Source organism: Scytonema sp. NUACC21 (genome assembly GCF_054684315.1).
Map to the genome: position 1 here is coordinate 234,303 of NZ_BAAFZH010000109.1, position 23,201 is coordinate 257,503.

General features: G+C 42.2%; 20 protein-coding genes. 9 read left to right on the forward strand and 11 right to left on the reverse strand.

Annotated features, from left to right (window positions below):
* Positions 1–93: 93 nt before the first annotated feature.
* Positions 94–3,192, reverse strand: a complete 3,099-nt coding sequence (locus ACYRY3_RS43275; protein ID WP_460208010.1) for a plasmid replication protein, CyRepA1 family — start codon at positions 3,190–3,192, stop codon at positions 94–96.
* A complete protein-coding gene (locus tag ACYRY3_RS43280) occupies positions 3,192–3,323 on the reverse strand; it encodes a hypothetical protein (protein WP_460208011.1) in 132 nt (43 codons plus the stop codon). Before ACYRY3_RS43280 ends, ACYRY3_RS43275 begins: the two co-directional genes overlap by 1 nt.
* A 483-nt stretch (positions 3,324–3,806) precedes the next feature.
* Here ACYRY3_RS43280 and ACYRY3_RS43285 point away from each other — a divergent pair, with 483 nt between their 5' ends.
* On the forward strand, positions 3,807–4,043 hold the full coding sequence (locus ACYRY3_RS43285) for a hypothetical protein (protein ID WP_460208012.1): 237 nt from the start codon (positions 3,807–3,809) through the stop codon (positions 4,041–4,043).
* A 244-nt stretch (positions 4,044–4,287) separates the two neighbouring features.
* A complete protein-coding gene (locus tag ACYRY3_RS43290) occupies positions 4,288–4,611 on the forward strand; it encodes a hypothetical protein (RefSeq protein ID WP_460208013.1) in 324 nt (107 codons plus the stop codon).
* Positions 4,612–4,808: 197 nt separating this feature from the next.
* Here the strand turns inward: ACYRY3_RS43290 and ACYRY3_RS43295 are convergent, their stop codons facing one another.
* Complete coding sequence (locus ACYRY3_RS43295) at positions 4,809–5,420, reverse strand: hypothetical protein (protein WP_460208014.1); 612 nt, start codon at positions 5,418–5,420, stop codon at positions 4,809–4,811.
* 594 nt (positions 5,421–6,014) lie between these two features.
* A complete protein-coding gene (locus ACYRY3_RS43300; protein ID WP_460208015.1) occupies positions 6,015–7,898 on the reverse strand; it encodes a helix-turn-helix domain-containing protein in 1,884 nt (627 codons plus the stop codon).
* 564 nt (positions 7,899–8,462) lie between these two features.
* On the opposite strand from ACYRY3_RS43300, the gene ACYRY3_RS43305 reads away from it, so the two are divergent.
* Complete coding sequence (locus tag ACYRY3_RS43305) at positions 8,463–8,936, forward strand: hypothetical protein (RefSeq protein ID WP_460208016.1); 474 nt, start codon at positions 8,463–8,465, stop codon at positions 8,934–8,936.
* Complete coding sequence (locus ACYRY3_RS43310; protein ID WP_460208017.1) at positions 8,933–9,541, forward strand: PIN domain-containing protein; 609 nt, start codon at positions 8,933–8,935, stop codon at positions 9,539–9,541. Before ACYRY3_RS43305 ends, ACYRY3_RS43310 begins: the two co-directional genes overlap by 4 nt.
* Positions 9,542–9,594: 53 nt before the next feature.
* Here the strand turns inward: ACYRY3_RS43310 and ACYRY3_RS43315 are convergent, their stop codons facing one another.
* Positions 9,595–9,804, reverse strand: a complete 210-nt coding sequence (locus ACYRY3_RS43315; protein WP_460208018.1) for a hypothetical protein — start codon at positions 9,802–9,804, stop codon at positions 9,595–9,597.
* Positions 9,805–9,945: 141 nt separating this feature from the next.
* On the opposite strand from ACYRY3_RS43315, the gene ACYRY3_RS43320 reads away from it, so the two are divergent.
* The 3 genes from ACYRY3_RS43320 to ACYRY3_RS43330 all read left to right on the forward strand — a co-directional run bounded on the left by ACYRY3_RS43320 (position 9,946) and on the right by ACYRY3_RS43330 (position 15,170).
* Entirely contained in the window at positions 9,946–13,707 is a 3,762-nt protein-coding gene (locus ACYRY3_RS43320; RefSeq protein WP_460208019.1) for a hypothetical protein, read from the forward strand.
* A gap of 303 nt (positions 13,708–14,010) precedes the next feature.
* A complete protein-coding gene (locus ACYRY3_RS43325) occupies positions 14,011–14,379 on the forward strand; it encodes a transposase (protein WP_460208020.1) in 369 nt (122 codons plus the stop codon).
* 260 nt (positions 14,380–14,639) lie between these two features.
* Entirely contained in the window at positions 14,640–15,170 is a 531-nt protein-coding gene (locus ACYRY3_RS43330; protein WP_460208021.1) for a hypothetical protein, read from the forward strand.
* Between the two features lie 68 nt (positions 15,171–15,238).
* On the opposite strand, the gene ACYRY3_RS43335 is transcribed toward ACYRY3_RS43330, so the two are convergent.
* Positions 15,239–15,838 carry a hypothetical protein gene (locus ACYRY3_RS43335; protein WP_460208022.1) on the reverse strand — a complete coding sequence of 200 codons (600 nt, stop codon included), beginning with the start codon at positions 15,836–15,838 and terminating at the stop codon, positions 15,239–15,241.
* Between the two features lie 279 nt (positions 15,839–16,117).
* Between ACYRY3_RS43335 and ACYRY3_RS43340 the strand changes: the two genes are divergently transcribed.
* Positions 16,118–16,480 (forward strand): hypothetical protein, encoded by a 363-nt coding sequence (locus ACYRY3_RS43340; protein WP_460208023.1) that lies wholly within the window; start codon positions 16,118–16,120, stop codon positions 16,478–16,480.
* On the opposite strand, the gene ACYRY3_RS43345 is transcribed toward ACYRY3_RS43340, so the two are convergent.
* From ACYRY3_RS43345 to ACYRY3_RS43365, 5 genes are read right to left on the reverse strand one after another with little or no spacing between them, the layout of a single operon-like run.
* Entirely contained in the window at positions 16,477–17,520 is a 1,044-nt protein-coding gene (locus ACYRY3_RS43345) for a hypothetical protein (protein WP_460208024.1), read from the reverse strand. The two genes, ACYRY3_RS43340 and ACYRY3_RS43345, sit on opposite strands and share 4 nt — an antisense overlap.
* 16 nt (positions 17,521–17,536) lie before the next feature.
* The gene (locus ACYRY3_RS43350) at positions 17,537–18,232 is read right to left on the reverse strand and encodes a DUF6753 family protein (RefSeq protein ID WP_460208025.1); all 696 of its coding nucleotides are present in this window, start codon (positions 18,230–18,232) and stop codon (positions 17,537–17,539) included.
* Entirely contained in the window at positions 18,232–19,128 is an 897-nt protein-coding gene (locus ACYRY3_RS43355; protein ID WP_460208026.1) for a nucleotide-binding protein, read from the reverse strand. The genes ACYRY3_RS43350 and ACYRY3_RS43355 overlap by 1 nt, the downstream gene beginning before the upstream one ends.
* A 4-nt stretch (positions 19,129–19,132) precedes the next feature.
* On the reverse strand, positions 19,133–19,582 hold the full coding sequence (locus ACYRY3_RS43360; protein WP_460208027.1) for a hypothetical protein: 450 nt from the start codon (positions 19,580–19,582) through the stop codon (positions 19,133–19,135).
* The gene (locus ACYRY3_RS43365) at positions 19,579–20,703 is read right to left on the reverse strand and encodes a ParM/StbA family protein (RefSeq protein WP_460208028.1); all 1,125 of its coding nucleotides are present in this window, start codon (positions 20,701–20,703) and stop codon (positions 19,579–19,581) included. The genes ACYRY3_RS43360 and ACYRY3_RS43365 overlap by 4 nt, the downstream gene beginning before the upstream one ends.
* 549 nt (positions 20,704–21,252) lie before the next feature.
* Between ACYRY3_RS43365 and mobV the strand changes: the two genes are divergently transcribed.
* Positions 21,253–23,106, forward strand: a complete 1,854-nt coding sequence (mobV, locus tag ACYRY3_RS43370) for a MobV family relaxase (protein ID WP_460208029.1) — start codon at positions 21,253–21,255, stop codon at positions 23,104–23,106.
* Positions 23,107–23,201: the final 95 nt, after the last annotated feature.

Here is a 23,201-nt window from a genome sequence, read left to right on the forward strand (position 1 = left end):
CTGGGTTTTTCCCCGATCCACAGCCGCATTGAAACCTTACCCTGTCAGGCATTAATTCCTCTCTCCCTTCAATCAGGAGCGAACGTACAGTTATCACTCATCTGCTTGTTCTTTATCAATGTCTACTACTTCTATTCGGATATTGGTATCTACCCCCATCTCTAGAGATGAATAGTCTCCATTAGTAGGGGGGGAGGATACGGAGTCATTACGTGGTGCAACACCGTACTGAGCTTGTATTCCGGCTTGATATCTTTGTTGTTCTTCTGCTACATCCTGCTCGCGTTTTTCCTTTAACGCCCGCTTGTGCTTTCTATGAGCAATGACCGCTAGAGCAAACTTTAAATCCTCTTGTGAAAGAGAATACAGTTTGACTTGTTGACCTCGTGCTCCTTTTTTACGAAAAGTCAGCTTTAATCCTAGTTGTTCCACTAAAATAGCTAGCAGCCACATGGGTTTGCAGTCAGGGGGAACTGTGAAACCTAAAATGGCTTTAACGTGAGCAGCACAATATATGGCATTTTCAGTCATTCTCAGTAAGTCTGGATCGGTGGCAGTCATTTCCTCGCCTGCTACTAATCGCTTCAAAATGCCACCCAATCCCAAATTAAATCTCGCTAACCAACGTGCTGAATAATTACTCCAGTCCATGCATAATGGCAGGTGTAATCTCTCCGAGCGGTCTTTCTCTGCAACAATTGTTGGTGGTGCGGGATATTGCAGTCCGGTGTGACCATCTTTTATTAGACCATCTGGTGCTGATAATATCGCTTCTAGTGATGCGATCGCAGCAAGCAATCGACCACCATCGTCTTTCTCGACAAGTGATTCTGTAACCTCCATACCATAAGCATCTTTGATACGAAATTTCTCACATTCAAAAATTTCTTCTGGCTTTAAATAGTCTTTACTTTGACGCTGGCGATATTCAGTAGGCGAGATATCTTTGGCTTTAGCAACACTTGTATAATAGGCAGTGTCTAATACCAAGGCAGCATCTTTTAGGGATTTTTGGGCAAGATAATTTGCCTCAGCCCCCATAGGTATAATTTGATTACCCATTTCGGTCAACAAATTACGTAAATTAGTCCGAAGATTATTTATCGATTGGTGACGAGCTGCTTGAATTTTGCAATACGCATCCAATGCCCAATCTTTTTCAGCACCTCTCTTACCTGTCTCGCGGTCAATCCTGATGAGGAAAGCTGTTATTTCATTCGTTTGCAACAACCGCTCTTTAATTTTGCTGGCATTGGTGTCAAGATAGCCAAAGGGTGGTCTTGGTGCAACCCATATATGAATGGGTACATTTGGACGATATCGATAAAGTTGTTGAGCGCACTCAGTAGCGGTTTGAGAAATTGCGTGAAATGCCCCAAAAACTGCATCAAAATGATATTCAGGAATATCTACCCCAGTTCCCAGGCTAGGGGAAGCTAGCAAGACATCTAAATTTTTAACGGAATTGGTAATATCCTTAATAAAAACTATATTTTCTTCGCTACCAGAATTATCAGAATGGATCGCCCATACCTTTAGTCCTTGTAAGGAATTGCCAGAATCAGGATTTTCCACCCGTACTTGGATAGCTAGCGAGTGTTCCAGTTTTTTTATAAATCGCTTGGAGTCAGAAACCACCATAATTTTCTGCCCCATCATGAGGGAAGCTGAAATTTGGGCAACCAGAGCAGAAGAATCTTCACCTTCATACCAATGAACAGTGCGATCGCCATTTTTCCACCCATTTTTGATAATGAACGGCTCTTCCCCATGAGGACGCATCGCCCTAAAAAAGTCCACCGTTATATCGTCCATGTGCGCGTCGGCAATAACCACCAGCGGTGCATTGTAAACTATATATTCCAGTACCTCCAAAATCTGCGCTCGATGTTCTTTACAGGTTTTGCTGTGCAGTAGGTGAGTCAAGTACTGACAAGCTTCATCAATAAACACGCATCCATAAGTTAGGGCATCAGTGTTGAGTTTGTACAAGCTGTCAACAGTAATACTAAGAGCTTTTGCTTGGGTTAAACCTGTATAACCTAAATCGCAGTACATCTGCGTGTTGAGGCGTTCTGCCAAATTTTTAAGCAGGTTAACTCGGTGTCCGTTATTCAGAAATCGCATTTCTGGATGCTCGTTGCGCCATTGTCGAAGCAACTCAGTTTTCCCCGTTCCCATGTCGCTCGACAATACAACCAAACCGGATTGTGGTAATCTAACAGCTTCGGAGAGATACTTGACATTGACTTGAAGGTGTGGTTTGTATTTATTGCTTAAACCCCGGTGGCTGATGAAGAAGGAGCGCTGATAATCTTTCAAGCTTCTGGCATCATCAATAATAGCAGTCAGTAGGGTGTTAGCTTCTTCTCCACGTTCGACTACAAAATCATCGACACCTTTTTCCGGTCCCGGTAGTAATGCTACCTCACAGGCACAACCACAAGCTTCAATTACCTTGCCAGTACGAATCGTTGCTTGGAAGACTGACCACCGTGTTTTAAGTTTTGTTTCATAATCGAAAAGAATAACAAACTGGCGTCCCTTTTGTGCTAATGGCAACAAGTCAGGGTGCAGGCGTTCATCAAAGTCTTTTTTGCCAACCCGACCGCTCCATATACCGGGGAGTGCGATCGCAACAAATCCAAGACTGAGCAAGCAAGCAGCTTTCTTCTCCCCCTCGCACAGTATCACAGGGATTTCTGGATGCCGCCGTACCCACTCCCAAAAATTTAGAGGATGCAAAAAGTCTTGTAACCGTAAAGCAAGCGGAGAGTGATATCGTTTTATCTTATACCGTCGCGCTACTAAGTCCCAAATACAGTTGGGAACATGAAAATAGGTAACGCGGTTCTGGGTTTTGGGAGGAGATTCGTATTTTACGGGTTTGTTTTTTACTGTATTAATACGGGGATTGGAGGGCTTAAAGCGTCCCCACTCCATCCTGTTCCAATTGTCGAAGGGATCGAGTCCAGAAATCCACAATCCACCACTGCTTGCGTGCTCATAAAGCTTTAAGAAACCATCGCGGACTCTCCCGGCGTTCTTACGAGGGATTTGGTTAGAAATAAAAAGATAAGAGTAAACGGCATCTCCTTCTAAATGAATGAAATTGCCCTCAAGGAGTGCGGGATGGATGGCACTACCAGTAACAAGCTCTTGGTACTCAGCAGGACTTAGAGAAGTATTCATTAATTCTCACCTCCCTTAAGCATCAACACATCTTCTAAAGGTTGATATTCCTTTAACAGAGAAAAAGCTGATGGATCTTGCGAGGGATTGCAGATGGTATAGGCAAAGGCACTAGGTATAAAAATCTTCACAGAGTTATCTCGGCAAAATTAGACACTCTGAATAAACCACATTCCGTACTAGGCACTTGGCAAGCCGATCAAAATTGATCAATATGATCTATTTGTTAACAACGTCTAAAACCATTATCTAGTAAGGATTCCAAAAAAAGTTTATCCGGCGATGGGGCGTTTTTATCCGGCGATGGGGCGTTTTTATCCGGCGATGGGGCGTTTCTTGTTAACCGCCGAAAACCTTACTCTGTAAAGATTTGAAGCCAATTTTGACAAGTTTTTTATTGTTAACAAAAAGCATATCCGGAGATGGGGCGTTTTTATCGGGGTAAAAGTAGCCAAGACGCATTTTGCCGCCATGCGTCGTCTGAAAATATTACTCAGACTATGTTTCAGAAAAAAAACTGACTTTTCCCTAAAAAGAGCGGATTTGGCAGACCAGATCCATTGCTTTTAGCCGTACCATTTGAACCCCTCTCATTTTTGTAACCTGAAACCCTTGTGGCTACGTTTCAAAACGCTGTGCCAAAAACTAGTGACTTTAATTGGTACAGCCAAAACAAGCTTTTTCTCCGGTTAGGGGTGAATGAGAGCGATTTTATTTCTGTAACTCTTTCACAGCAAAGTTTTCAAGCTGTGCATGGCGGCAAAATTTGTCTTCGCTACTTTTACGCTTTATCAGGCGATGGGGCATTTGTTGTTAACCTGTTGTTAACAGCCAAAAGCCTTATTATGTAAAGGTTTTAAGCCAATTTTGACAAGTTTTTTATTGTTAACAAAAAGCATATCCGGCGATGGGGCATTTGTTGTTAACAGCCGAGAATCTTGTAAGAGCGTGCATTCCGGGTTTGAAAACTACTGCTATGTCTACCTTTTAGCTATTATTGAAAAAAATGTGCTACACCAAAAAGCATGAACATACGGTTGACAAGAGATGGGATGAGCAAATTATGTGAAAAGAAAGAAATTAACTGAAACGATCTTGGAAAGCTCTTTCCAACTGGGATTGATTAATGTCACCCAGACAAAATACCGTCGCCGAACCAGCGTTGCATCACGATGCGCGTGTCTGCCGCCATGCTTTTTGATGGCTTTCATCATTGCATCCACTTCTTTTGGTAACAAGTATTCCCACGAGCGCACATCCTCATCTCTACGTTGGTTCCGAGACTTGCGGCTGGAGACAGTAGGCTCACTTTTTCCCTTTTTGCCAACTTTTGATGAAAGTACGGTGCGGAGTGCAAAAACTCAAGCATACTTTAATAGTTTATTTTGCCAACAAGTTTACGAACATATCGTAACTTGACTCCAGCATCCCTTACAGGGATCTCAGAGTACTGTCCCTATCGAGGAGTAAGCAGTCTAACGGTTAGCGCGTCACCGGACGGCGACAACATTTGCATCATACCCAACAGTATATATCTCCGTTCCGTATGCACGCGCTTGTTAGGCAACATATGCTAAGGGATTTCGATCTATCAACCACAGATTTTTATGTAAATACTATCGAATTGAAACTCTAAAAGGTCCCACTGCAATAGCTGTTCCTAGCAAAGTTTCCTGAAGTATTTCGCCCATCGACGGTGCCTCAACAAAACGAATTGGATCTGGAGAAGACAGCTTAATATCAGCAGGTTGTGCATCACCCTCTAAAGAAACTACATACAACTTAAGACGATATATGTTACCTCGATGAAAAGGCTGACAAGTAAAGTCCATTTTGGTTAGGGGGGTACTAGGACAAGCGACTTCAGCAGGAGTCATTACGTGATGCCGATCTTGCCCCTCTGTTTCAGCAAATATAATTTTCTTGGCTCCATCGAGAGAAATACCATAAGTAAGTTTATCTAAATCTTTATTTCCTCGGTTGATTAGCTCTACTTGTGCAATAAATAAATTATTAAAACTGTAAGGTTCATTGTCATGTAAGACAGTAATGCTGACTTGAAGAGTGGAAAATTCTTGAGTAGGAGTAAAAAGGCGATCGTTTTCAATTCTGTAGGCGATAGGTGTAATTCTATTTCTCCATTCAGTCCATAAATTAGTGATAAGAGAGCCTACTAAACCACCACCAGCTAGTCCAAAAGCAATTTTTATCCATTCATCTTGCGTCATACAAGTGTCCAGGTCGTTAACAAGATTTTTCCAAATCTAAAAAGGTTATTAAATTGGTTCACTAAAGAACATAATGTGTAGCCTAACTATTTATTATGCGAAAAATTTCTATATAACTACCTCAAATCGAGTGATTATACAGAATTTTCTATATAATATTCATATTTGGATCTTATAGGGAATTTTTCCGTATAACTACCTTAAGTAATCTTATTATATAAAATTTTTCCACATAACATCCTTCTAAAGTTCTTTAATCGCGACACGTCAGTCAAGTTTTTTCTTTCTGGCATAATTCCAATCACACACGCCGGAGTCATGGTTCTTTCCACAGTCAAGACCAGCCAGCTGCACAATGGTGTTAGAAGCGTTGACTCTGTTGGCGAATTGAGCTCACTATCCGGAAACCTTTGAGATGTCGTAGTTAATCGCGCCAGAAATTGCGGCTTACATGAATTCGCCAACAGAGTCAGGATCTCGGCTCAATACCAAGTAAGTTTCTCAAAAAAGAATAAGCTTAGACAGTTAATTATGACTCATATAACTTTATAACTCTAAAAATGCTTAACCGATTAGGGAGTACAGGTGACCTGATTAAACTTGGGTTGAATTTAGTGTCAAAAAGTCGATCCCCTTAATTAGCTCTTTTGCTTCTTTCTGGCTGATTTTCCGTTTACCTTTCTCTACCATACACAGCCAAGCTCGGGTTTTCCCTATCCAATTAGCCAGGGCTGTTTGGGTTATTCCTTTAGCTTCCCTTTGTTTCCGAATATCAGATCCAGTCAACATCGGTTGAGATTGGGCAGGTTTATCTGGCTTCGGTTTTAGTGGTTTATTTTGAATTGCTAGCTTGCTAGGAATAGGCTCTGGAGGTTTAATAATTAACATAGCTTGCCAGAGTCGGTCAATAATTTTCTCTTTTTTCCCATTAGATGGTTTCTGAGCTTCGCTATTGGGTTTTAGCCATTCTGGGTAAGTGGTATCGTCAAAGGTAACTTGCCAGCCCATAGTCATTAATAACGTTATTGCATTATCCCATTGTTGCTTCAGATTGTAAGCTTCTCGAGCACCTTGACGCGCTGCATTAATTCGAGCTTCAAGTTCTACGGCTTCTAACAAGCTACCAACTTTATGTTTGTACTGATTTTTGTCTCGTAATTTAATGCGGCTAGTCATTGTTAAATGAATCGCAAGCTTTAATGCTAATTCATCATGATATGGATCGATTTTTAGTATCTCTGTGGCTAACCAACCAAATTGATAGAGTGCTTCCCCTGCTTTGTGTCCCATTTTATTTAGCCATTTTTCTGCCCAAAGACCGGGAGCTACAGTAATATATACTTCATCTGGGTCATCACTCTTTCCTGTCAATACATTCATCTGCCCGTGAGCTTCAACCTCAACTACCCAAAGAGGAGAAACGCTTACACTAGCATCAACTTTTTTACCTAATGGTTTTCCTTCAATCCAAGTACATTGTATTAGCATCCTTCCTAAATGAAATGCCATACTAGCAATTGCAGCCAATTTTTTAGAAACCGTTAAACGATGTTTCTTATCCCAGCCAATTTGCTTAATAATATCCGTCCCTTTTAAAGTAAATTTAGATGAGACAGAATTCGTTTGCTTAAATAGATGAGAAGCAAATACTAACTGCATTTTAGCAGCATCAATACCCATTAACTCAATGACTTGACGTGCTGCTTCTAATGCTAGAAAATCACTGTCTTCACCGGAGATAAAAACTTCTACTCGATTATTCGGGTTACTTTTACTCTTTACTTCATAAACGCCATAGTTATCTGTATTCTCCTTCCATTTATCGGGACGGTAGTGAGCCTCAACTCCAACTCTCAGAGGTGCAGGCGTAGGGAAGGGTGTAATTTTAGATAGCTTGGGTTCAGTCTTGGGTTTTAGTTTTGGCGTTATGCCTAATAAATTTTCTAAATCTGATAAATTGAGTTTATCTACGTCTAAAGTCTTTTCTAATTCTACTACATTATGGGTAGCCAATAAGAAAATCAGGCTATCTTCAGTTAAAAAAACTTGACGGTTAGGATTGAGACTTAGGTTATCTTCTTGTTGGCTCCTGCTACTCTTATCCTCTAAGGTAACTATTGCATCAAATATATTGTTTTTATCCGTATCTTCATCATTAGAGAAATCAAAAGCTGATGGAGCGTGAGGATTTAATAAATTAAAGTTCCCGTCATTTCTTTGAAATACACCATAAACTTGCTTGAGAAATTCATATTTCTGTATCCAATAATTTTCAGGAATTATTAAATGAGTTTTTATCAAATCTCGTTTAGCTTGAAAATACATATCGTCAGGAACAGTCTCTGCTGAGATGGAAGCAGAAAAATCTTTTTGAGTTTTGGCATCTGCTTCTAATTGAGCAATCTTCTCCAAGAGTGAGTGTTCTAATAAATCTATTGTTGTCAGTTTTAATCTGGTAAAAAAATCTTCAGAAAACATAATTTTTTATTGATATATCTCTAATTATAAACATATGAAATTAATCAGTCTATTGCAACTGATGATATTCTCATTTTCATTCAATGAAGTTTGATGTAATAATTTCCCTTAATTCTACCTTTTACCACAGATAACCGTCATTTTTAGTTAGCACTTGAGCTAATGACCGTCAATTCTTCATCAGCTGGAGCTTCCCTGTAAAATTAATGCTCCTAACCTTGTAGAATTTAATTTAGCAATTCTCGCAAGTGCCTCAATTTCTAGTTCTTCCTATAACCAAAAGCGGTTTTTAAATTCTAATTTGTTTTAATTCTAATTTGATTAAAGTAGCGAAGGGGGACGGGGGAATATTTAAGGAATAGGTAGGGCGATACGGCTGAAATTGAAAATGACTCCTATTAGTACCATGCCAAAACTTGCATCGTACCATTCAGTACCCGCAGTGATGGTACGGTATACCATAGGCAGCATTCACACCTTCAACTGAGCCATGAAATTTAGCGACGAATATCTCGTCCTGCGTCACAATAGTAAGTAGTAAGTCATACGAGAAAATCTTCGCTCATGTTTGCTCAACGGGATACTGGCTGGGATTTAGCAGTTTACAACAAAGACGGTCAACTGGTGCTTGCCGTTCAGGTTAAGGGTAAACTCAATGCTTCGCAGGAGTGGGCTTCCCAACTACGAAGCAATATTCTCGCCCACGGGATCTACCCAAAAGCCCCTTACTTCCTCATGGTCTTCCCTGACAAGTTTTATCTGTGGGCTAATGAAGATGCACAACTTGACATGAGCGAGCCGACTTATGCTATCGATGCACGTCCCATCATTCAGCCTTATCTTGATAAAGCTGGAATAACACAAGAGCAAAAAATAAGTAGTCAGAGCCTCGAACTCATAGTAGTAGCTTGGCTATCAAAAATTATTTATAACGAGCTGCCTCTTGATGAAACGGATGAACTAGAGCGATGGCTAGTTGACTCAGGTCTTTATGCTGCTATCGCAGGAGGCAGTTTCGGTCGCGAGGCAGTTGCGTGAACGTTTACGTTGAAACTAACTTTGTCTTGGAACTTGTTTTTCAGCAAGAGCAGTTTGTCAGTTGCGAGCAAATTCTGCAACTAAGTGAGGCAGGACGTATAAAGCTTGTCGTCCCAGCGTACAGTCTAGCCGAACCACATGAGAAATTGAGTCGTCAAGCAAAGAATCGTAGAGAAATCCAGCAAGTACTTGATACTGAGTTACGGCAGCTTGCACGCACCGCATCTTACACAACTCGCATCAATAGCATTCAAGATATTGCAAATCTGTTGGTTCAGAGCAACAAGGATGAAAGTCAACGCTTTATGCAGTATAGAGATCGACTTTTGAAGAATACGGAAGTCATTCCATTAACTGCTGATATTCTTACTGAAGCAGCAACATACGAAGAGCCGTATGATTTGAAACCACAAGATGCTCTTGTTTATGCATCAGTAATTTCGCACCTCCAAATGAATCAACCAACCGTTGCGTGTTTTCTCAATCGTAACTCAAGAGATTTTGATAGTCCTGATATTATAAATGAACTGAACAAATTTAATTGTAGGATGATACCACGATTCGATCGCGGTTATGAGTTCATCCAATCGCAACTGTCGTCTTAAATGCAAATAATTGTTGATTTGTCAAGTAGACATCAATCGCAGTTAAACATATCTTAAAACTCCTCTCCTTCACCAATCTCCACATCAGGAATACCGTTTCTAATCAATTCAGCAATTGTTGGGTCTTTTTCATCATTATCTTCGTCTTGCGCTGGGTTATAAAAGTCATCAGCCTCCATATAACCCTCACTCATAAGTTCTTCAGGCATCAAACCGCGCATAGACTGCTCGCGAGTCAACTTGGGTAATTTTTGGTTAGTCATAAGTTTACAATAATCCATCATTCTATCTTAACTCTGTTAAGAATGAAACAAGTTTCTTTAATCTACCTACAAAGGCAGATCTCAACAGAAAATTCTATAATCCAATCTGGATATAAATGCGCTCACATTTCCAGATAAACCATGACTCTAATCCTCAAACATTTTGATACAAAGCTTAAGCAAGATACTGGGGTAGAAGAGAAGATAGAAAATTCCTTAGCGGAATACTTATATCCCGGTGTCGAATTTGCCATCGGTACGGTTTATCCTGGATCTACAACAGCCCAAGACTTGGGAGAACATGAGGGTAAGACGCTACAGTTCGCCGCAGGGGAACGAATGTATTTTGCCAGTGACGACAAAGTGCGCGATCGCATTTACCCCAATGCTTCAGACGGTGCAGCCTATGGTTCGCTGCTGTTCACTCCTTGTCGGGACTTCAAGGAACTTAAGAACTTACGCATTTTGGTGATAGACGACGCAACTGGGGAAAACGGAGGTTTTCTACCACTGGATATGGCAAAAAACTTAGTAGGTGACTGCAAAGGCTTAATCAGCCTGGACTTGGCAGAAGAACTTACAGGCAGCAGCAACACTCCATTTCAGTTTCGATTGGGGATCAAGGAGCAAGAGGAAAACCCCGTAGCCCGCATTGCTAAGGGAACATTAGCCCCCTTTAGACTTGAGCAAGTAGGAGAGGCGTTAATTAGGGATAAGGGCAAGACGGGTTATGACATCGTGCTAGCGACATCTTCTTTTAAAGGTAGGAAAGGGCAAGATGCAATTGCACCAGGTGAATATAACTTAACAGTCGGCTTAGGAATCAAAACACTGGCTGAGTATGGAGAACATAGCCTTGGCACGCAAATACTGGTCAATTACCCTCGTGCAGTTGAAGCTGATATGCTACCCCGGCTAGAAATGGATGCGATGATTTTGGCTTCCACCCAATCAGAACCCCACAAAATTGCTCAGCTTTATGTTGAAACTTACGAACGGCGCAAAGCACTTGTCAACTCCGCAGAGTCCGAAATGTCAGACTTTGAAGGTGACTTAGCTGAAGAAGTTGAATCAGTTTTCAGCAACTTGGGGGAAAGCGGTGAACTTAATCCAGAACAACAAGACCAGTTAGTTTATCGCCTGCTCAAAGCCGATTTAGAGGGTCACTTCCAAATACTGGAACACCCCAAAATTATTGCCGAGTTACAAGAATTTGTTCGCGCTTCCTGGGTAGATATCGCTACCGGACGGGCGATTAAATTTGACGCAGGGTTGGCTCAACCAAGTTGGCAGCTGGGTGAGGATGAAATTTGCGTTCCATATATTCCTGAAGGGGAAGAAATCATTGTCACTCGCTCTCCCTTGGTCAACTCAAATGGGGTAATTGTACTGACCAATCGGCATTTACCCGAAGCAATGAAGCTTTCTGGGACAGTACACATCCATCCCCAAACTGCTGCTGATAACTTGCAAGCGGATTTCGATGGCGATCGCTTGGCATTTGCCAAAGCGAGTGATTTTCCCACTCTAGCTGCTGAAGTCAAGGAATACAATCTGCCAGCCAACCGCTATCCCGATGTAGTCAAAAAAGCTAAAGTCCCCTATCAAGGAACTTTTGCAGAAATCGCCGTCAGCGCGATGGAAAATAAAATTGGACTCATTGCCAACGAAATTCAAAAAAATGTAGCGTTGCAATGGGAAACTCAGCTAATGCCCAAAGAAGAACAGTATGGGTATCTCAGACGCATATCCGCTCACTTAAGTCATATCGAAGCTAAACACAAAAACGGCGAGATTCATATTCCAGAAGAAATCTTAAAACAAATGGCTCCCATTGCTAAACTACCAGCGAGCCTAACGACACAACAAGTAGAACAAGGATTGAGCCAGGTAAGAAATTTATTGCGATCGCTTGTAGGACAACTTTCAAACGAGTTACAAGTAGCCGTAGATGGTCCTAAAAGCGCACTCCGCCCTGATGAATCTATCCTCAAATACTGCCAGGAAATATGCAATTACACCTCTGTTGGATGGTTGACAGATAAGAAAAACCCAGAAGCTTTCTTGAATCGGGGAATGAAAACCACGAACCACAGCCCCATTGACTTGATGGTAAAGCAGACTAATCAGCACTTTGAGTCAAACCAACTCATCGCCCGACAACCAGAGCAATTTAGAGCTTTATATTTTGGAGTTGAATTTACCCAAACCCATAAAGAACTAGCTACAACTATTAAAAATACCTACAACAGCTTGATTAAAGAAGCCATTAGATTAGAAGAAAAAAGAAAGTCAGAACCTGGTCCAAGTTTCGTAATTACATCACCAACAAGTGGTCGGCAGATCGAAGTCACTAATTTAATTAAATTTGATACCTCCCAAAATTCTAACTTATGGAAAGCTACAGAGCTAAGTATTAGGTTAGAAGATCGTAAAGCCACCAAAGATATGCCTCAAACACTGGCTGCCAATGTTACATTCAAAGACCCTATTACCGGAGAAAAAACAAGTCAAAGTATTGGCACGGTGTCCGTTGCCTCAGCCAAAGAACATAATCTCAAAGCTGGTATGACAATCAAACAAGGAAAAGTCGCCTTTCAGCCAGGAGTCAGCAAGAGTATGGTAGAAGCTGCCTTCTCAAAAGCGAGTGAATACCTAGAAACAGTCAGGAACGCTACAGCCCAATCCGAAAAACTTCCACTGGCTGCAGCTCTCCACAATATTACCCATACTGAAGAAAGTCAAAAGTACCAGGGGCGTAAGAAAGCCAGTGTAGCATTTGCTGCTTTCCCCGACCAAATCATCGGACAACTGAAGGAATTACAATTCACTAACCTTTCTGTAGTTGGCACGCACCAACCCAGCAGCGAACACAATGGACGCAACTGGCATGGTGAGAAAGTCCCCATCAAAATTGAATTGGATAGCGATCCCCGCGATCCCACCCGCTCCCAACGCTGGGTGGTAGCAGAAGGCAAGAAGCTCGCTATCTTTAATAGTGAATCACCCCAGCTGCCTACTGGCACAGAAGCGGTAGCAACAATCACTTCTCCCCCCAGCGCCTCAGTCATTATCACTTCCAGCAAAGGCAATCAGTTAAAGGTGGGGCAGATTAAAAAGTATGCCTTTGCCGATCGCGCATTCCAAGGAGAATCATGCACCGTCTCCATTGGGTTCAAGTCAAACTCCGACCCTCGTAAACCGCCTATGCCCCTTGCCCTAGTTAATGGTAAAGTGTTGGGGGTCATTGACAAGGATTCGTTTGCAGCACTGAGTGAAAAGGTGCAAGCCGCTCATCAATCCATAGACGGCTTTAAATTTAGTGCTACTATCCAATCTGCCCCCGCAACAACCGCTCATCTCATTATTGACCCAGCTACTGTCAGGTATCCCGAAGAGTGGACAAAGAATAAAGATGCGATCGCTCTTAGCGCAAGCCGTACCCGGCTTATCGCCCGTAACGGTATGCAAAGCGCGATAGGCGATCGCGAAGCGTGTCCGCAGAACTTAGGCTCAAAGGAGGCGATCGCCCAAAGCGAAATCATTAAAACCGAACCCTTGATTGACATCACGCCAACGTCCTTAAAACCTGCAAAACCTACCCCTACTCCAACCACAATCCGTGAAAAATGGGAGCAAAATTTAATCACCGCCAGTCTCAAAGCGATTCGCGCCCTACCCCACAATCAAAATGCCATTATTCAGACGGCGACCATTGGCAGTAAACACACCGCTATTTATTCAACATCAAACGACACATTGCAAATCATTAACGATCAACACCAAGTAGTTTACCAAGCTACAAGGGATCAAAAAGCCACGATTAACCGCCTCACAGAAAAGCAAAAATCTTATTGGCAATCTATGACAGTTAAAAACCAACAGTTTCAATCCGAACGCTAATACAGGAAGGAAATCACTACAGCAGCAAATGCTCATCAAGGTAGATTGGTAAATAGCAGACCGGGTTCGCATATATGACAACAGCACCATTCCCCAACAAGTTGTCGTTATCGAAAATGGTCAAATATCAGGTTCAATCCCTTGATGAGCGCTATCAAAGCCGCCCACAAGAAAATAACATTATCTAAATAATTCGGCTCTTCAGTACTTGTTATTTTAGCATAACAAGTACTGAAGAACCAAAATTCTGACGTGTCTTTAACAGGAATTTGACATCTTTAGCTCAGAGTTCTGAACTTAAAGATGTCACGAAATCACGAAGATTGCCTTGTCCTTCTTGAGCAAATTCGTTGGGATGGAAAGCCAAAGTGTCCCTATTGCGGTTCAACCAACGCCACAGCTTATAAAAGTGAGCGCAGATATAACTGTAACGAATGCTTTACTTCATATAGTGTTACAGTTGGTACTCTTTTTCATAAGACTCATGTAAAATTGCATAAATGGTTTTTAGCGATTCGTCTTGTGTTGAATTCGTCAGAGGATATCAGTGTGCGTCAGCTTGCTAAAGAGATTGGGGTTAATAAGAATACTGCCTGCTACATGATTGAACGGATTCGTAAGGCAATGGTGACGGAATATGGACTACTACAGAAGTTAATAGACATAGAGTAGTAATCATTGTTAGTCCGTTGTACAATCGGCTAAGATCTTTTAACAAGAAAGGCAGAGGGCAGAAGGGATTTATCACTTCTGCCTAATACCCGAAGCCTCTGCACGACCGCTCTGAGCAAGGGTTTAAGTCCCCCACCATAATTGTTATTTGGTGGCTCGCAATTGGTAGTGGGTTGAAGCCCCCACTATATTGCATCCTTCTGCCTTCTGCCTTCTTCACTTAATACAATAGCAAACAGCAATTTATTGAGGGTGTTTGAATGTCTAACGAACAACAGCCCGAACAAGGGCAAGACATTTTCACAGGCATAAGCGAAATCTTCAAAAAACTTTCTCCAGATGTTGTAGTTTTGGCATTACTTGCTGTAGCGATAGTATGGTTCTTGCCAGCTACAATTGATAAATTTCCAAATGAACAAAGACTTTTTGTATTATGTCTAGTATTGTCATTGGCTTTTGGGGTTGGTTTTTTTGTATTTCTTAAAGATAGGAAAATTGCAGCAATACGCAGACGTAATAGTAAATTACAAGAAGAAAAAAATAAGGCGAACATAGATACGTCAAGGTATCAGCAGAAGTTAAGAACAACGTTAGAAGAAGAAAGGAATATCTTGTTAAATACTCTAGACTTATTAGTACAAATTAACGAAGAAACCCCAAGAAGAAAAATTCAAAATTTAATAACAGAGAGAATGAAAAAAATTGATGAGGCTCTATCTAACATAGACGCATACTCAGTGTACACCGATGAAATAATAGAAGCCGCCACTCGAGAGGTAATCAGTGAATGAGTAATCACTCCCGTAAGGATAAAAACATGATCTATTAATTCTGAACCTAATTATAACAGGTCTACTTTTCAAGCTTTTACGTACTTAGGTAGTTCATCAACTAGATACACAAAGTAAGGTTTCACTTGTAGAGGTATCTTGTTCTCAATCAAAAAATTCGGTTGAGTAAAGAGTTGAATTTTTTCTACAAGTTCGTCAACATAACCACCAAGAAAAACACTTTTTTCTTGTTTATTAGAAGTTTTATCACTAATACAAAAATATTTAAGAGGGTAATTAATTCCCCATTTACGGATTATATAAGAATTCTCAGTGGGTAGACAGTATCTTACCAGTTTTTGATATTGCGTAATAACAGGAGCTAGTTTCTCCAAGCGATCTTTTTTATTAGCGGGAACTGATTTTTCAATAGGTGTAGAAAAAGGCTTATTTTGATTAAGATATAGATCGACCGATTTTATGTACTCTCGCTGAGATCTAGTTAGTTCTTCGTCAAATTTTTTGATTGTATTAAGCAATGGTTTTAAAGGATTATGTAATTTTTTATCATCGCTAAAATTATCAGGTATAATTCCTAAACCTATAGATTTTGTCGGTAACCAACAATCATCTGGTTGATAATCGTTAACTGTAAAGTCTTTATTGTTTTCAACTGCGAAATACACCACCAGCAAGTCCTCAAATCAAGTACAGACTTCTTTTATGAGAAAAATTTCTATTACTCTTAAATGTTATTTATGTACTTCTTGAGAGTCCACCCCGCTAACTAGGACACCGCAAGTTTATTTTTGTTGGTTGGAAACTAGGGTGTTGACTCTGAGGGTTTTTAGGCGATAATTTTTCAAGCAAAATCTATGTCTGAAAGCACAAAGATGAAAGCCTTATTAAATGGGCTGTTGTCCAAAAATTGACGACACAAAAACTGCATGAACTTTTTTCCTCAAAAAATGCACAAAGTCAACACCCTAGTTGGAAACCCTAAAACTGTCGTCAATGCTCCCGAAACCAATAAGTTTGGACTTTGGACAAAAAAGCGAGTTCGCGAAGATTTTGACTTTGTTGGCGAATTCGTTCAAGTCAAACTTTATACAGCTAAAGCAGCAAATCGAGAAATGCACGAACCAAAATTATTAGCTTCTGTCCACCACTGCCAAACCCTAACCAAATTCATAGCAGCAGCTGTCACTATACCTGTCACCCAGACAAATTATCGTCTGGGTGACAAAAAGCTCAAAATGGGGTTTTCCAGATGCCGTGAAAAGTCAGGTGAAGGAGAACGAAAAACCGGAGTCGCTGAAGCAATAAATTAATATCGTGTCCTATTTCGCACGAACTCTGGTATAATTCCGTTTTGAGTAAAACCATTAATTGCGAGATACCGATCGCGGTATTTTAACTTTGCCATCTTCTTAGCCTGCCGTTTCGTCCATTGCCGCATTTGAGGGACAGTACGCACATCCTGAAACTTCTTTTGATACCGCCTTATCCCCGTAATCAAAGCGATCGCACTAGCAATCTGCTTACAGCAAGACTCTGGATACCGCACCACCTGCTCTTCCGCAAACCGAATTACAATCCAATTGCCCTCTAAAAAGAAAGAATTGCGTTGAGAATCTTGGGGCTGGTCTACACAGTGAGTTGGCTTTCTTGAATTATAAGCGTAGGGTTCATCAATTTCACAATCAATAGCGAGTCCAATCTCATCAAATAAAATTGCAAAGTCGATGCTATAAGAATACTCTGTCCCGTCTATCGGAAACCTCAACTGAGTTTGTACCCGCCCCGGAAAATGCCGCTCCAGAACTTGTTTGAACAAAACCTCAGATGCGCCAACCGGAGCATTACTCACACCATCCGGTTTTCTCACTCGATTGTGGAGAGTGAGTTTGAGCTTTTTTAGTCGTTGTTGTAGGAATTGCCTTTGCTTTAAGTCCCCACGATTCACGACTTGGGGAGCGGATAATTTTTCACCAATGATGTCAGTTGAATGTTCATTAACACTCTTCTTAGTTGAAGAATTTGAGAAAAAGCGATTTATATCTGCCTTCAAACGCTGATAAAGCCAGAACCCACTCCCAATTGCCCCACCTCCTAACACCATCCACCCCCAATCTCCAAAAACCCCTAAAATGTTTAACACCATCAAACTGGCATATCCCATCACAATACAGGGATAGAAAAACCAATAATTTTGATGTTCCACAGTGCGAGCATCCATCAATTTTTTGGAGGTTTCATGAGGGATCGTTCGCACCTCGATCGCGCCTACCCCTGGTTCCACATCTGGTATTGGATTATCTGCTATAAAGTCAACTAGCAGCTTTGGATAGAGGACAACGGGATAGCTCATGATGCAAGTGCGTTTCTTACTTCTCAAACTCGCGCTTATCGGTTGGCACTACCCACACCAAACAAAATCCCGACTTAGCTCGCCGACCGTCCAAATTCAATACCACTTTTAGCCTTTGCACATCTTTAACACATTCTTTATTATCCAAGTACCCCCGATTCCACTGCATGAGATTACGGGCAAACTTCCCTTCCCCCGACTCAGCCCAGCGCAATGTTTCGGCTTGGGTTAATGTCAGGTGGCGGGGTCCGGTTGGATCGAATCCACCAGCCAACCAGGGGGGAATACTCATACCCATGATAAACCCGACACCCAGTATTGCCAAAAGTAAGCCAGCAGCTGGAACCAGGGAAGCGAGCAATCTTTGCCCTTCGGAAATCTGAGCTTTACGAATCAATTCCCCAGCTGCTTTAGCGATCGCTAACTTCTGGCGTTCTACAGTTGCTGACTCGACCAGTTCGAGGTTACGAGCAAGTTCGCGACTCCAGTTCTTAAATAGCTGCTCTAAAGTATCCGGCGCATCTTCTAGCAACACTTCTAACCTGCCCGTTGCCGCTAGAACGAGGAATAAAGGGTCATCCGGTTCTAACCCAGTTTTACGAACAATGTCCAAGACTCTGCCTTTAAATTCATCGCCGTAGCCCTCAAGCGCAGCATCTAATCGACTCTTGTTGACTGACTTTTCACCCGATCGCTCAAGTTCACTCCCCATCACGGCAGTAACCCCACTTTATCCAACTCGCCATGTGCCTGTTTCAAGAATGAATGCACCCGCTGAATTCCCAATACCCCCAGCTTGGATGTATAATTCTTTGCAGCACTAAACGTTAGCTTTTCTTCTAAGAGAATATCCCGTTCTCGGTAAGACAGTTTAGGAAAGACAACTTGCTTCACTTTATACTTTGCAATCGCACTTTTTAGTTCTGGTTTTTCTAATACCCGATCCCACTCATCACACATTGCGTAGTTCTTCACCAAAACATGAGTAATAGTGTCTTTAAACTTGTCAAGTGATTCCATAAATAACTTCACACTATCGTATGCCCCAGTACAAACGAACCATTTGACCAGACTCACATCATATTGAGCGCCGACTTCAAGAACATCGTTGCGTGAAATCCATTCGTTAACGAGGAGATAAACCTGCGCGGGGAGATTCACAATCACCGATTGAGTTAATGCCAAATTAAAAATCTCGTCAGCAGCATAAGATTTTTTCTCATCTTCACTAAATGAGGCAGTTATGGCTCCAGCTGGGTACACTTCACTCACATCGGCATTTGTGCGATCGGCATCTACCAGCGTTATCTTCATTTGCTTATCTACAACGTACTGCATCAAAGTTCTGGCAAACAACGACTTACCAACTCCTCCCTTCTCACCATCAATAAGATGAATTTTGGTCGGAGTTTTAGGATTTATCGGAGCTTCTTTTGAGCCATTTTCTGCATCTAATTCACTTATAGGAATAGCGCTCGTTGCAGCCCTAGACTCCTGATGCTCGTTCCCTTCATCTTTCCGATCTAAAGGTGGTGATATTATCGAATTTTCTAGTTGCAATTGCTCAATTTGCTTATCCATTGTTTCCGTCTTTTTTACTCGTGGCATCGTCTTATCCAAAAAGTTCTTGACTATCTAAATACAAATTCCTTTTCGAGCCGCCTTCCAAATTCGCGGATTCTTCCCTACTCTCACCATTCGTAGATATATTCCTAACAGTTGGTGGCGTGTTCGCATACATTACTGGAGTCATCGCTTCTCGAAAAGTTGAGTTCTGGGCGGTTGGACTCTCTAACCGAAATGCAGCCCGAATATAGCTAATATGTTTCTCCAAAGCATCCACACAGCCGAGTGCGACTAACCGCAATTCCTCTGGAGGTAGATTCCCTTGCTCTTGGTAAGCCAGCGCTAACCAACACATTGACAGAGTTTCTAGCACTGTTTTCTTCAGCACCCGCATTTGAGAACAATTGAGATAAGTCAGAACCACCCCCTCAGGGCTATCAGCATAAGGCGTATATCTTAGCGTCAGGTTTATCCTTTTTCTGGTTTGCCCACTCATACAACTGCCGCCTCCCGTTCTTGGAGATAAAGAAATAACCCGAATCCATCGAGCAGTCGAAATGCTAGCGCTGTTGCATTGGGATAATCGGCGAATATTGTGGTTTGTACCTGCTTCATTAATTCATCTCCCCAATATGTCGGTGTGTCAGAGAAATACTCTTGCAATTCCTTCTTAAAGTAATGTGCTGCACCACCACACAGAATGACTTCTGCTACATTCAACTGGGGTCGCAGTGTTGTATCCAGCCAAGCACTGAGCCGTCGCCAGTATGCCGTTCGGGATGATGCGATCGCATTGCTAATTACCCTCACTTCTTCAGCCCTGAGATGCTCATCTCGACTTTGTGCCAATGCTGCTATTACACTTTGGCTCTCACTAATCGCAGCACCAGCACTAAAAATTGCCTTAGTGAGCGTGTCCGCACTTTGCCCACTCGTTCGCCGCACTACCATCTCAACCATTTGGTGAAAGCCCAAATCTGTTGTAGTGGTATGAATATGGTTCAGCTTGCCCTCTATAAATACTAAAGCACTTGTGTTTCTATGCCCAAACATCAGCGTGGCAATTGACCGGGAACGAAACCAGTTCAGCCCTTTGGTATTGAGCAAACTCATTGCCAACCCACTCCCTTCAGGACGGCATTCAAAGTGTTCCAACTTCACCCGTAACCGCTCATCCCGAAATGTGTAATTCTTCAAACTTACCCGAAGCAGACGTTCAAAGCGCCCTCGGTCTGGATATTCATTCCAAGGCAACAACACTGCCAAACAGATAGAGAATTTAGTCGGAAGTCCCAGAATTTGCTTAATTGCTCCAACTGCTGCCAGTACCTTGTACACCGCTCGTTCGTACTTCAGTTCCCGCATTCCCGCATCTGCCAGAAACTCCCGTGCAAGACATCCGACCACAAAACACTTGTCATTGACTACCCCCCAAGCTTCGGCTTCAGGGCGGGGATTACCAATGCGGTTCGACACATAGCTTTTAATTGCCTCGTGTGTCACTAAAATGACTTCCGGTTGCATCACGAGCAGAGTTGGTGTTTTTTCATCCTTAACCTGATACACCACTTTATTCAATGAAGCACCAGGGTCAAAACTCATTGTTAAGTCCGTCATTCGTTTGTCATGTTTCTTATCTTTGTTCCCAACTATTTATTGATAACTTGTATGACTTTTCTCTTACCTCAGAATAAAGTTAGAGGTACGCTACGGAATTGTTTTTGTATTGAAATTTACTTTTCGTCAATTGCGACTCTTGTTATTTTTTGTTCCGATATGTTACTGTTGTGTTCTATTTGTGTTTTGTGGTTGATTGATTCTTGTTCTTAATCTGTCTGTAGGTTGACCTTTTATTGACTCGATTGTGTTTTCATTGTGAAATGACATAATGACTTCTCATATCGTTCATTTATATTTAATGAACCGACACTACAACATCGACTTTTTGACATTTACCAAACACATATTTGTCACTTGATTGACTCAATTATTATCTGCTTGCAATTTGTTTTCGGTTAGTCTTAAACTAGTTGTGGACTCACTCCACAATTTTTGCCCTCACGGGCATCGCTGCCGCTAAAATTGTTCCGTTCGCAACGTCAATTCAACCACCCTGAAACCAGACGCGAAATTCAACTGCTGTAGAGCCATTGTGGGAGCGTGCGATTGTCCGATCGCGCCCCAGCAGATGCTCTGCATCATTGCATCTTTGACATAGAGAAATTAGAAAAGAATTGCCTACAACTGTATTTCATGGCTTACACAGTTTGTCGCATCCAGAAAATAAAGGATTGGGGAACTCTGGCTGGTAGTGAACTACACACCACCAGGGAGCGGAATACACCCAATGCAAATCCAGCCGTACACAACATCCGCCTAATTGGTCAGGAGTCAGATCCAGACTTGGTGACGATGTTCAAAACTTATATTGGCGATCGGAAAATTCGCTCCAATGCAGTGCTGGGTGTTGAATTTGTCCTAAGTGCCAGTGCTGAATATTTCCGTCCCGATGACCCATCCATCGCCGGAACGTATAACCAAAAGCGTTTGGACGACTTTGCACAAGCAACGACAAAGTGGCTCAAACAATCTTGGGGCGATCGCGTTGTTCGCTGTGAATTACACTTAGATGAGGCGACTCCCCACATTCATGCCTACCTAGTGCCACTGGATGAACGAGGTAAACTTAACTGTCGGGCGCTGTTTGGTGGAACCCGCAAAAGACTGTCTGAGCTTCAAGACAGTTTTGCAGCTGCTGTTGCCCATCTGGGGATAGAGCGGGGTATCAAAGGTAGTACTGCCAAACATACCAAGGTCAAAGAATATTACGCCTCTGTGAATCGCCAATCTCTCAACTTGGACTTGGAACAAACTCTACCGACTGCCACAGAAACTGAGAGTGCGATCGCCTACCGAAAGCGCGTCAAGGAAACTTTGCAACCCTCCCTCGACATCATCAACCACCAGCTATCAGATCGTACTGCGGCAATAAAACGTTATCAAGACATGGAGCAAAAGGCAAGAGCATCTGAACTCCAAAGGCAGAAGTTGGAGCAGCGCGTACTGGAGTTAGAAGCAGAAGTTTTCAAGTATAAGAAAGAACTACAAGCGCTGCGAGACTTGCCCCTAGAAGATGTTGCTTACAACTTGGGACTCGATCCAGACTACAAGAATCAGCATCAGTGGAAGGGTCACGATCACATCATCAGCATTACCAACTCCAAGTTCTACGACTTCTCAGGTGAGCAGAAAGGTGGTGGTGCGATTGACTTAGTGATGCACGTTAAGAAGTGTAACTTCCGACAAGCTGTGGCGTGGCTGCGCGATCGTTTTGGTGAATCGGGGATGATAGCTGCTGTAACTCTTCATGCAATTAATGAAGCCCAGCAAATAGCGATCGTAGAACCAGTTCCCAAATTTACACCCCCAGTGCCCAATGAGAAAGGGTGGCAGGCAGTGCAACACTACCTGACGAAGGAACGCAAACTAAGCGAAAACTTAGTGCAGGCTCTGCGCGATCGCGGATTGGTTTATGCTGACTCTAAACAAAATGCCGTGTTCATCATGCGCTCTCTAGATGGAGATGTGACAGGTGCTTTCTTGAGAGGAACAGTAGGTAAGGATAACACCTTCATGGGTTTGGCTGCTGGCACAAAGCGGAACGCTGGTTGGTTCTACGTGCGGAGTGGTGGAACTGAAGACGATCCGATTCAAAGAGTGGTGCTAACCAAATCCCCAATCGATGCTTTATCTATATCTATGCTAGAGCAGCCGCAACTTAGGAAAACCTTGTACCTCGCAGTTGATAGCGATCGAAGCGTACCAGTGGAGTTTTTGAGAAAGATACCATCGGTAGTTGTTGCTTACGATAACAACACAGCTGGAAACGAAACGGCAAGACTTATCAAGCAGCTTTTACCACAAGCCACCAGGCTTAAACCAAAAGCCAAGGATTGGAACGAGGAATTGGACAAGCATCTCTACTTTGAGAGACAAAAGCGACAGCAGCAAGAACTGTAAGGCATTGAGCCACGAGCCTGATACTGTTGGCGAAATGTTACAAATTTTATTTACAGCAAAAATATACAGAAGTTATACAAGATACAAACTGTACT

Excerpts from the sequence above, each read along its gene's own strand:
- ACYRY3_RS43275 (WP_460208010.1), bottom strand. The coding sequence starts at position 3,192 with ATGAATACTTCTCTAAGTCCTGCTGAGTACCAAGAGCTTGTTACTGGT.
- ACYRY3_RS43295 (WP_460208014.1), bottom strand. The coding sequence starts at position 5,420 with ATGACGCAAGATGAATGGATAAAAATTGCTTTTGGACTAGCTGGTGGT.
- ACYRY3_RS43300 (WP_460208015.1), bottom strand. The coding sequence starts at position 7,898 with ATGTTTTCTGAAGATTTTTTTACCAGATTAAAACTGACAACAATAGAT.
- ACYRY3_RS43305 (WP_460208016.1), top strand. The coding sequence starts at position 8,463 with ATGTTTGCTCAACGGGATACTGGCTGGGATTTAGCAGTTTACAACAAA.
- ACYRY3_RS43315 (WP_460208018.1), bottom strand. The coding sequence starts at position 9,804 with ATGACTAACCAAAAATTACCCAAGTTGACTCGCGAGCAGTCTATGCGC.
- ACYRY3_RS43320 (WP_460208019.1), top strand. The coding sequence starts at position 9,946 with ATGACTCTAATCCTCAAACATTTTGATACAAAGCTTAAGCAAGATACT.
- ACYRY3_RS43325 (WP_460208020.1), top strand. The coding sequence starts at position 14,011 with ATGTCACGAAATCACGAAGATTGCCTTGTCCTTCTTGAGCAAATTCGT.
- ACYRY3_RS43330 (WP_460208021.1), top strand. The coding sequence starts at position 14,640 with ATGTCTAACGAACAACAGCCCGAACAAGGGCAAGACATTTTCACAGGC.
- ACYRY3_RS43340 (WP_460208023.1), top strand. The coding sequence starts at position 16,118 with ATGCACAAAGTCAACACCCTAGTTGGAAACCCTAAAACTGTCGTCAAT.
- ACYRY3_RS43345 (WP_460208024.1), bottom strand. The coding sequence starts at position 17,520 with ATGAGCTATCCCGTTGTCCTCTATCCAAAGCTGCTAGTTGACTTTATA.
- ACYRY3_RS43350 (WP_460208025.1), bottom strand. The coding sequence starts at position 18,232 with ATGGGGAGTGAACTTGAGCGATCGGGTGAAAAGTCAGTCAACAAGAGT.
- ACYRY3_RS43355 (WP_460208026.1), bottom strand. The coding sequence starts at position 19,128 with ATGCCACGAGTAAAAAAGACGGAAACAATGGATAAGCAAATTGAGCAA.
- ACYRY3_RS43360 (WP_460208027.1), bottom strand. The coding sequence starts at position 19,582 with ATGAGTGGGCAAACCAGAAAAAGGATAAACCTGACGCTAAGATATACG.
- ACYRY3_RS43365 (WP_460208028.1), bottom strand. The coding sequence starts at position 20,703 with ATGACGGACTTAACAATGAGTTTTGACCCTGGTGCTTCATTGAATAAA.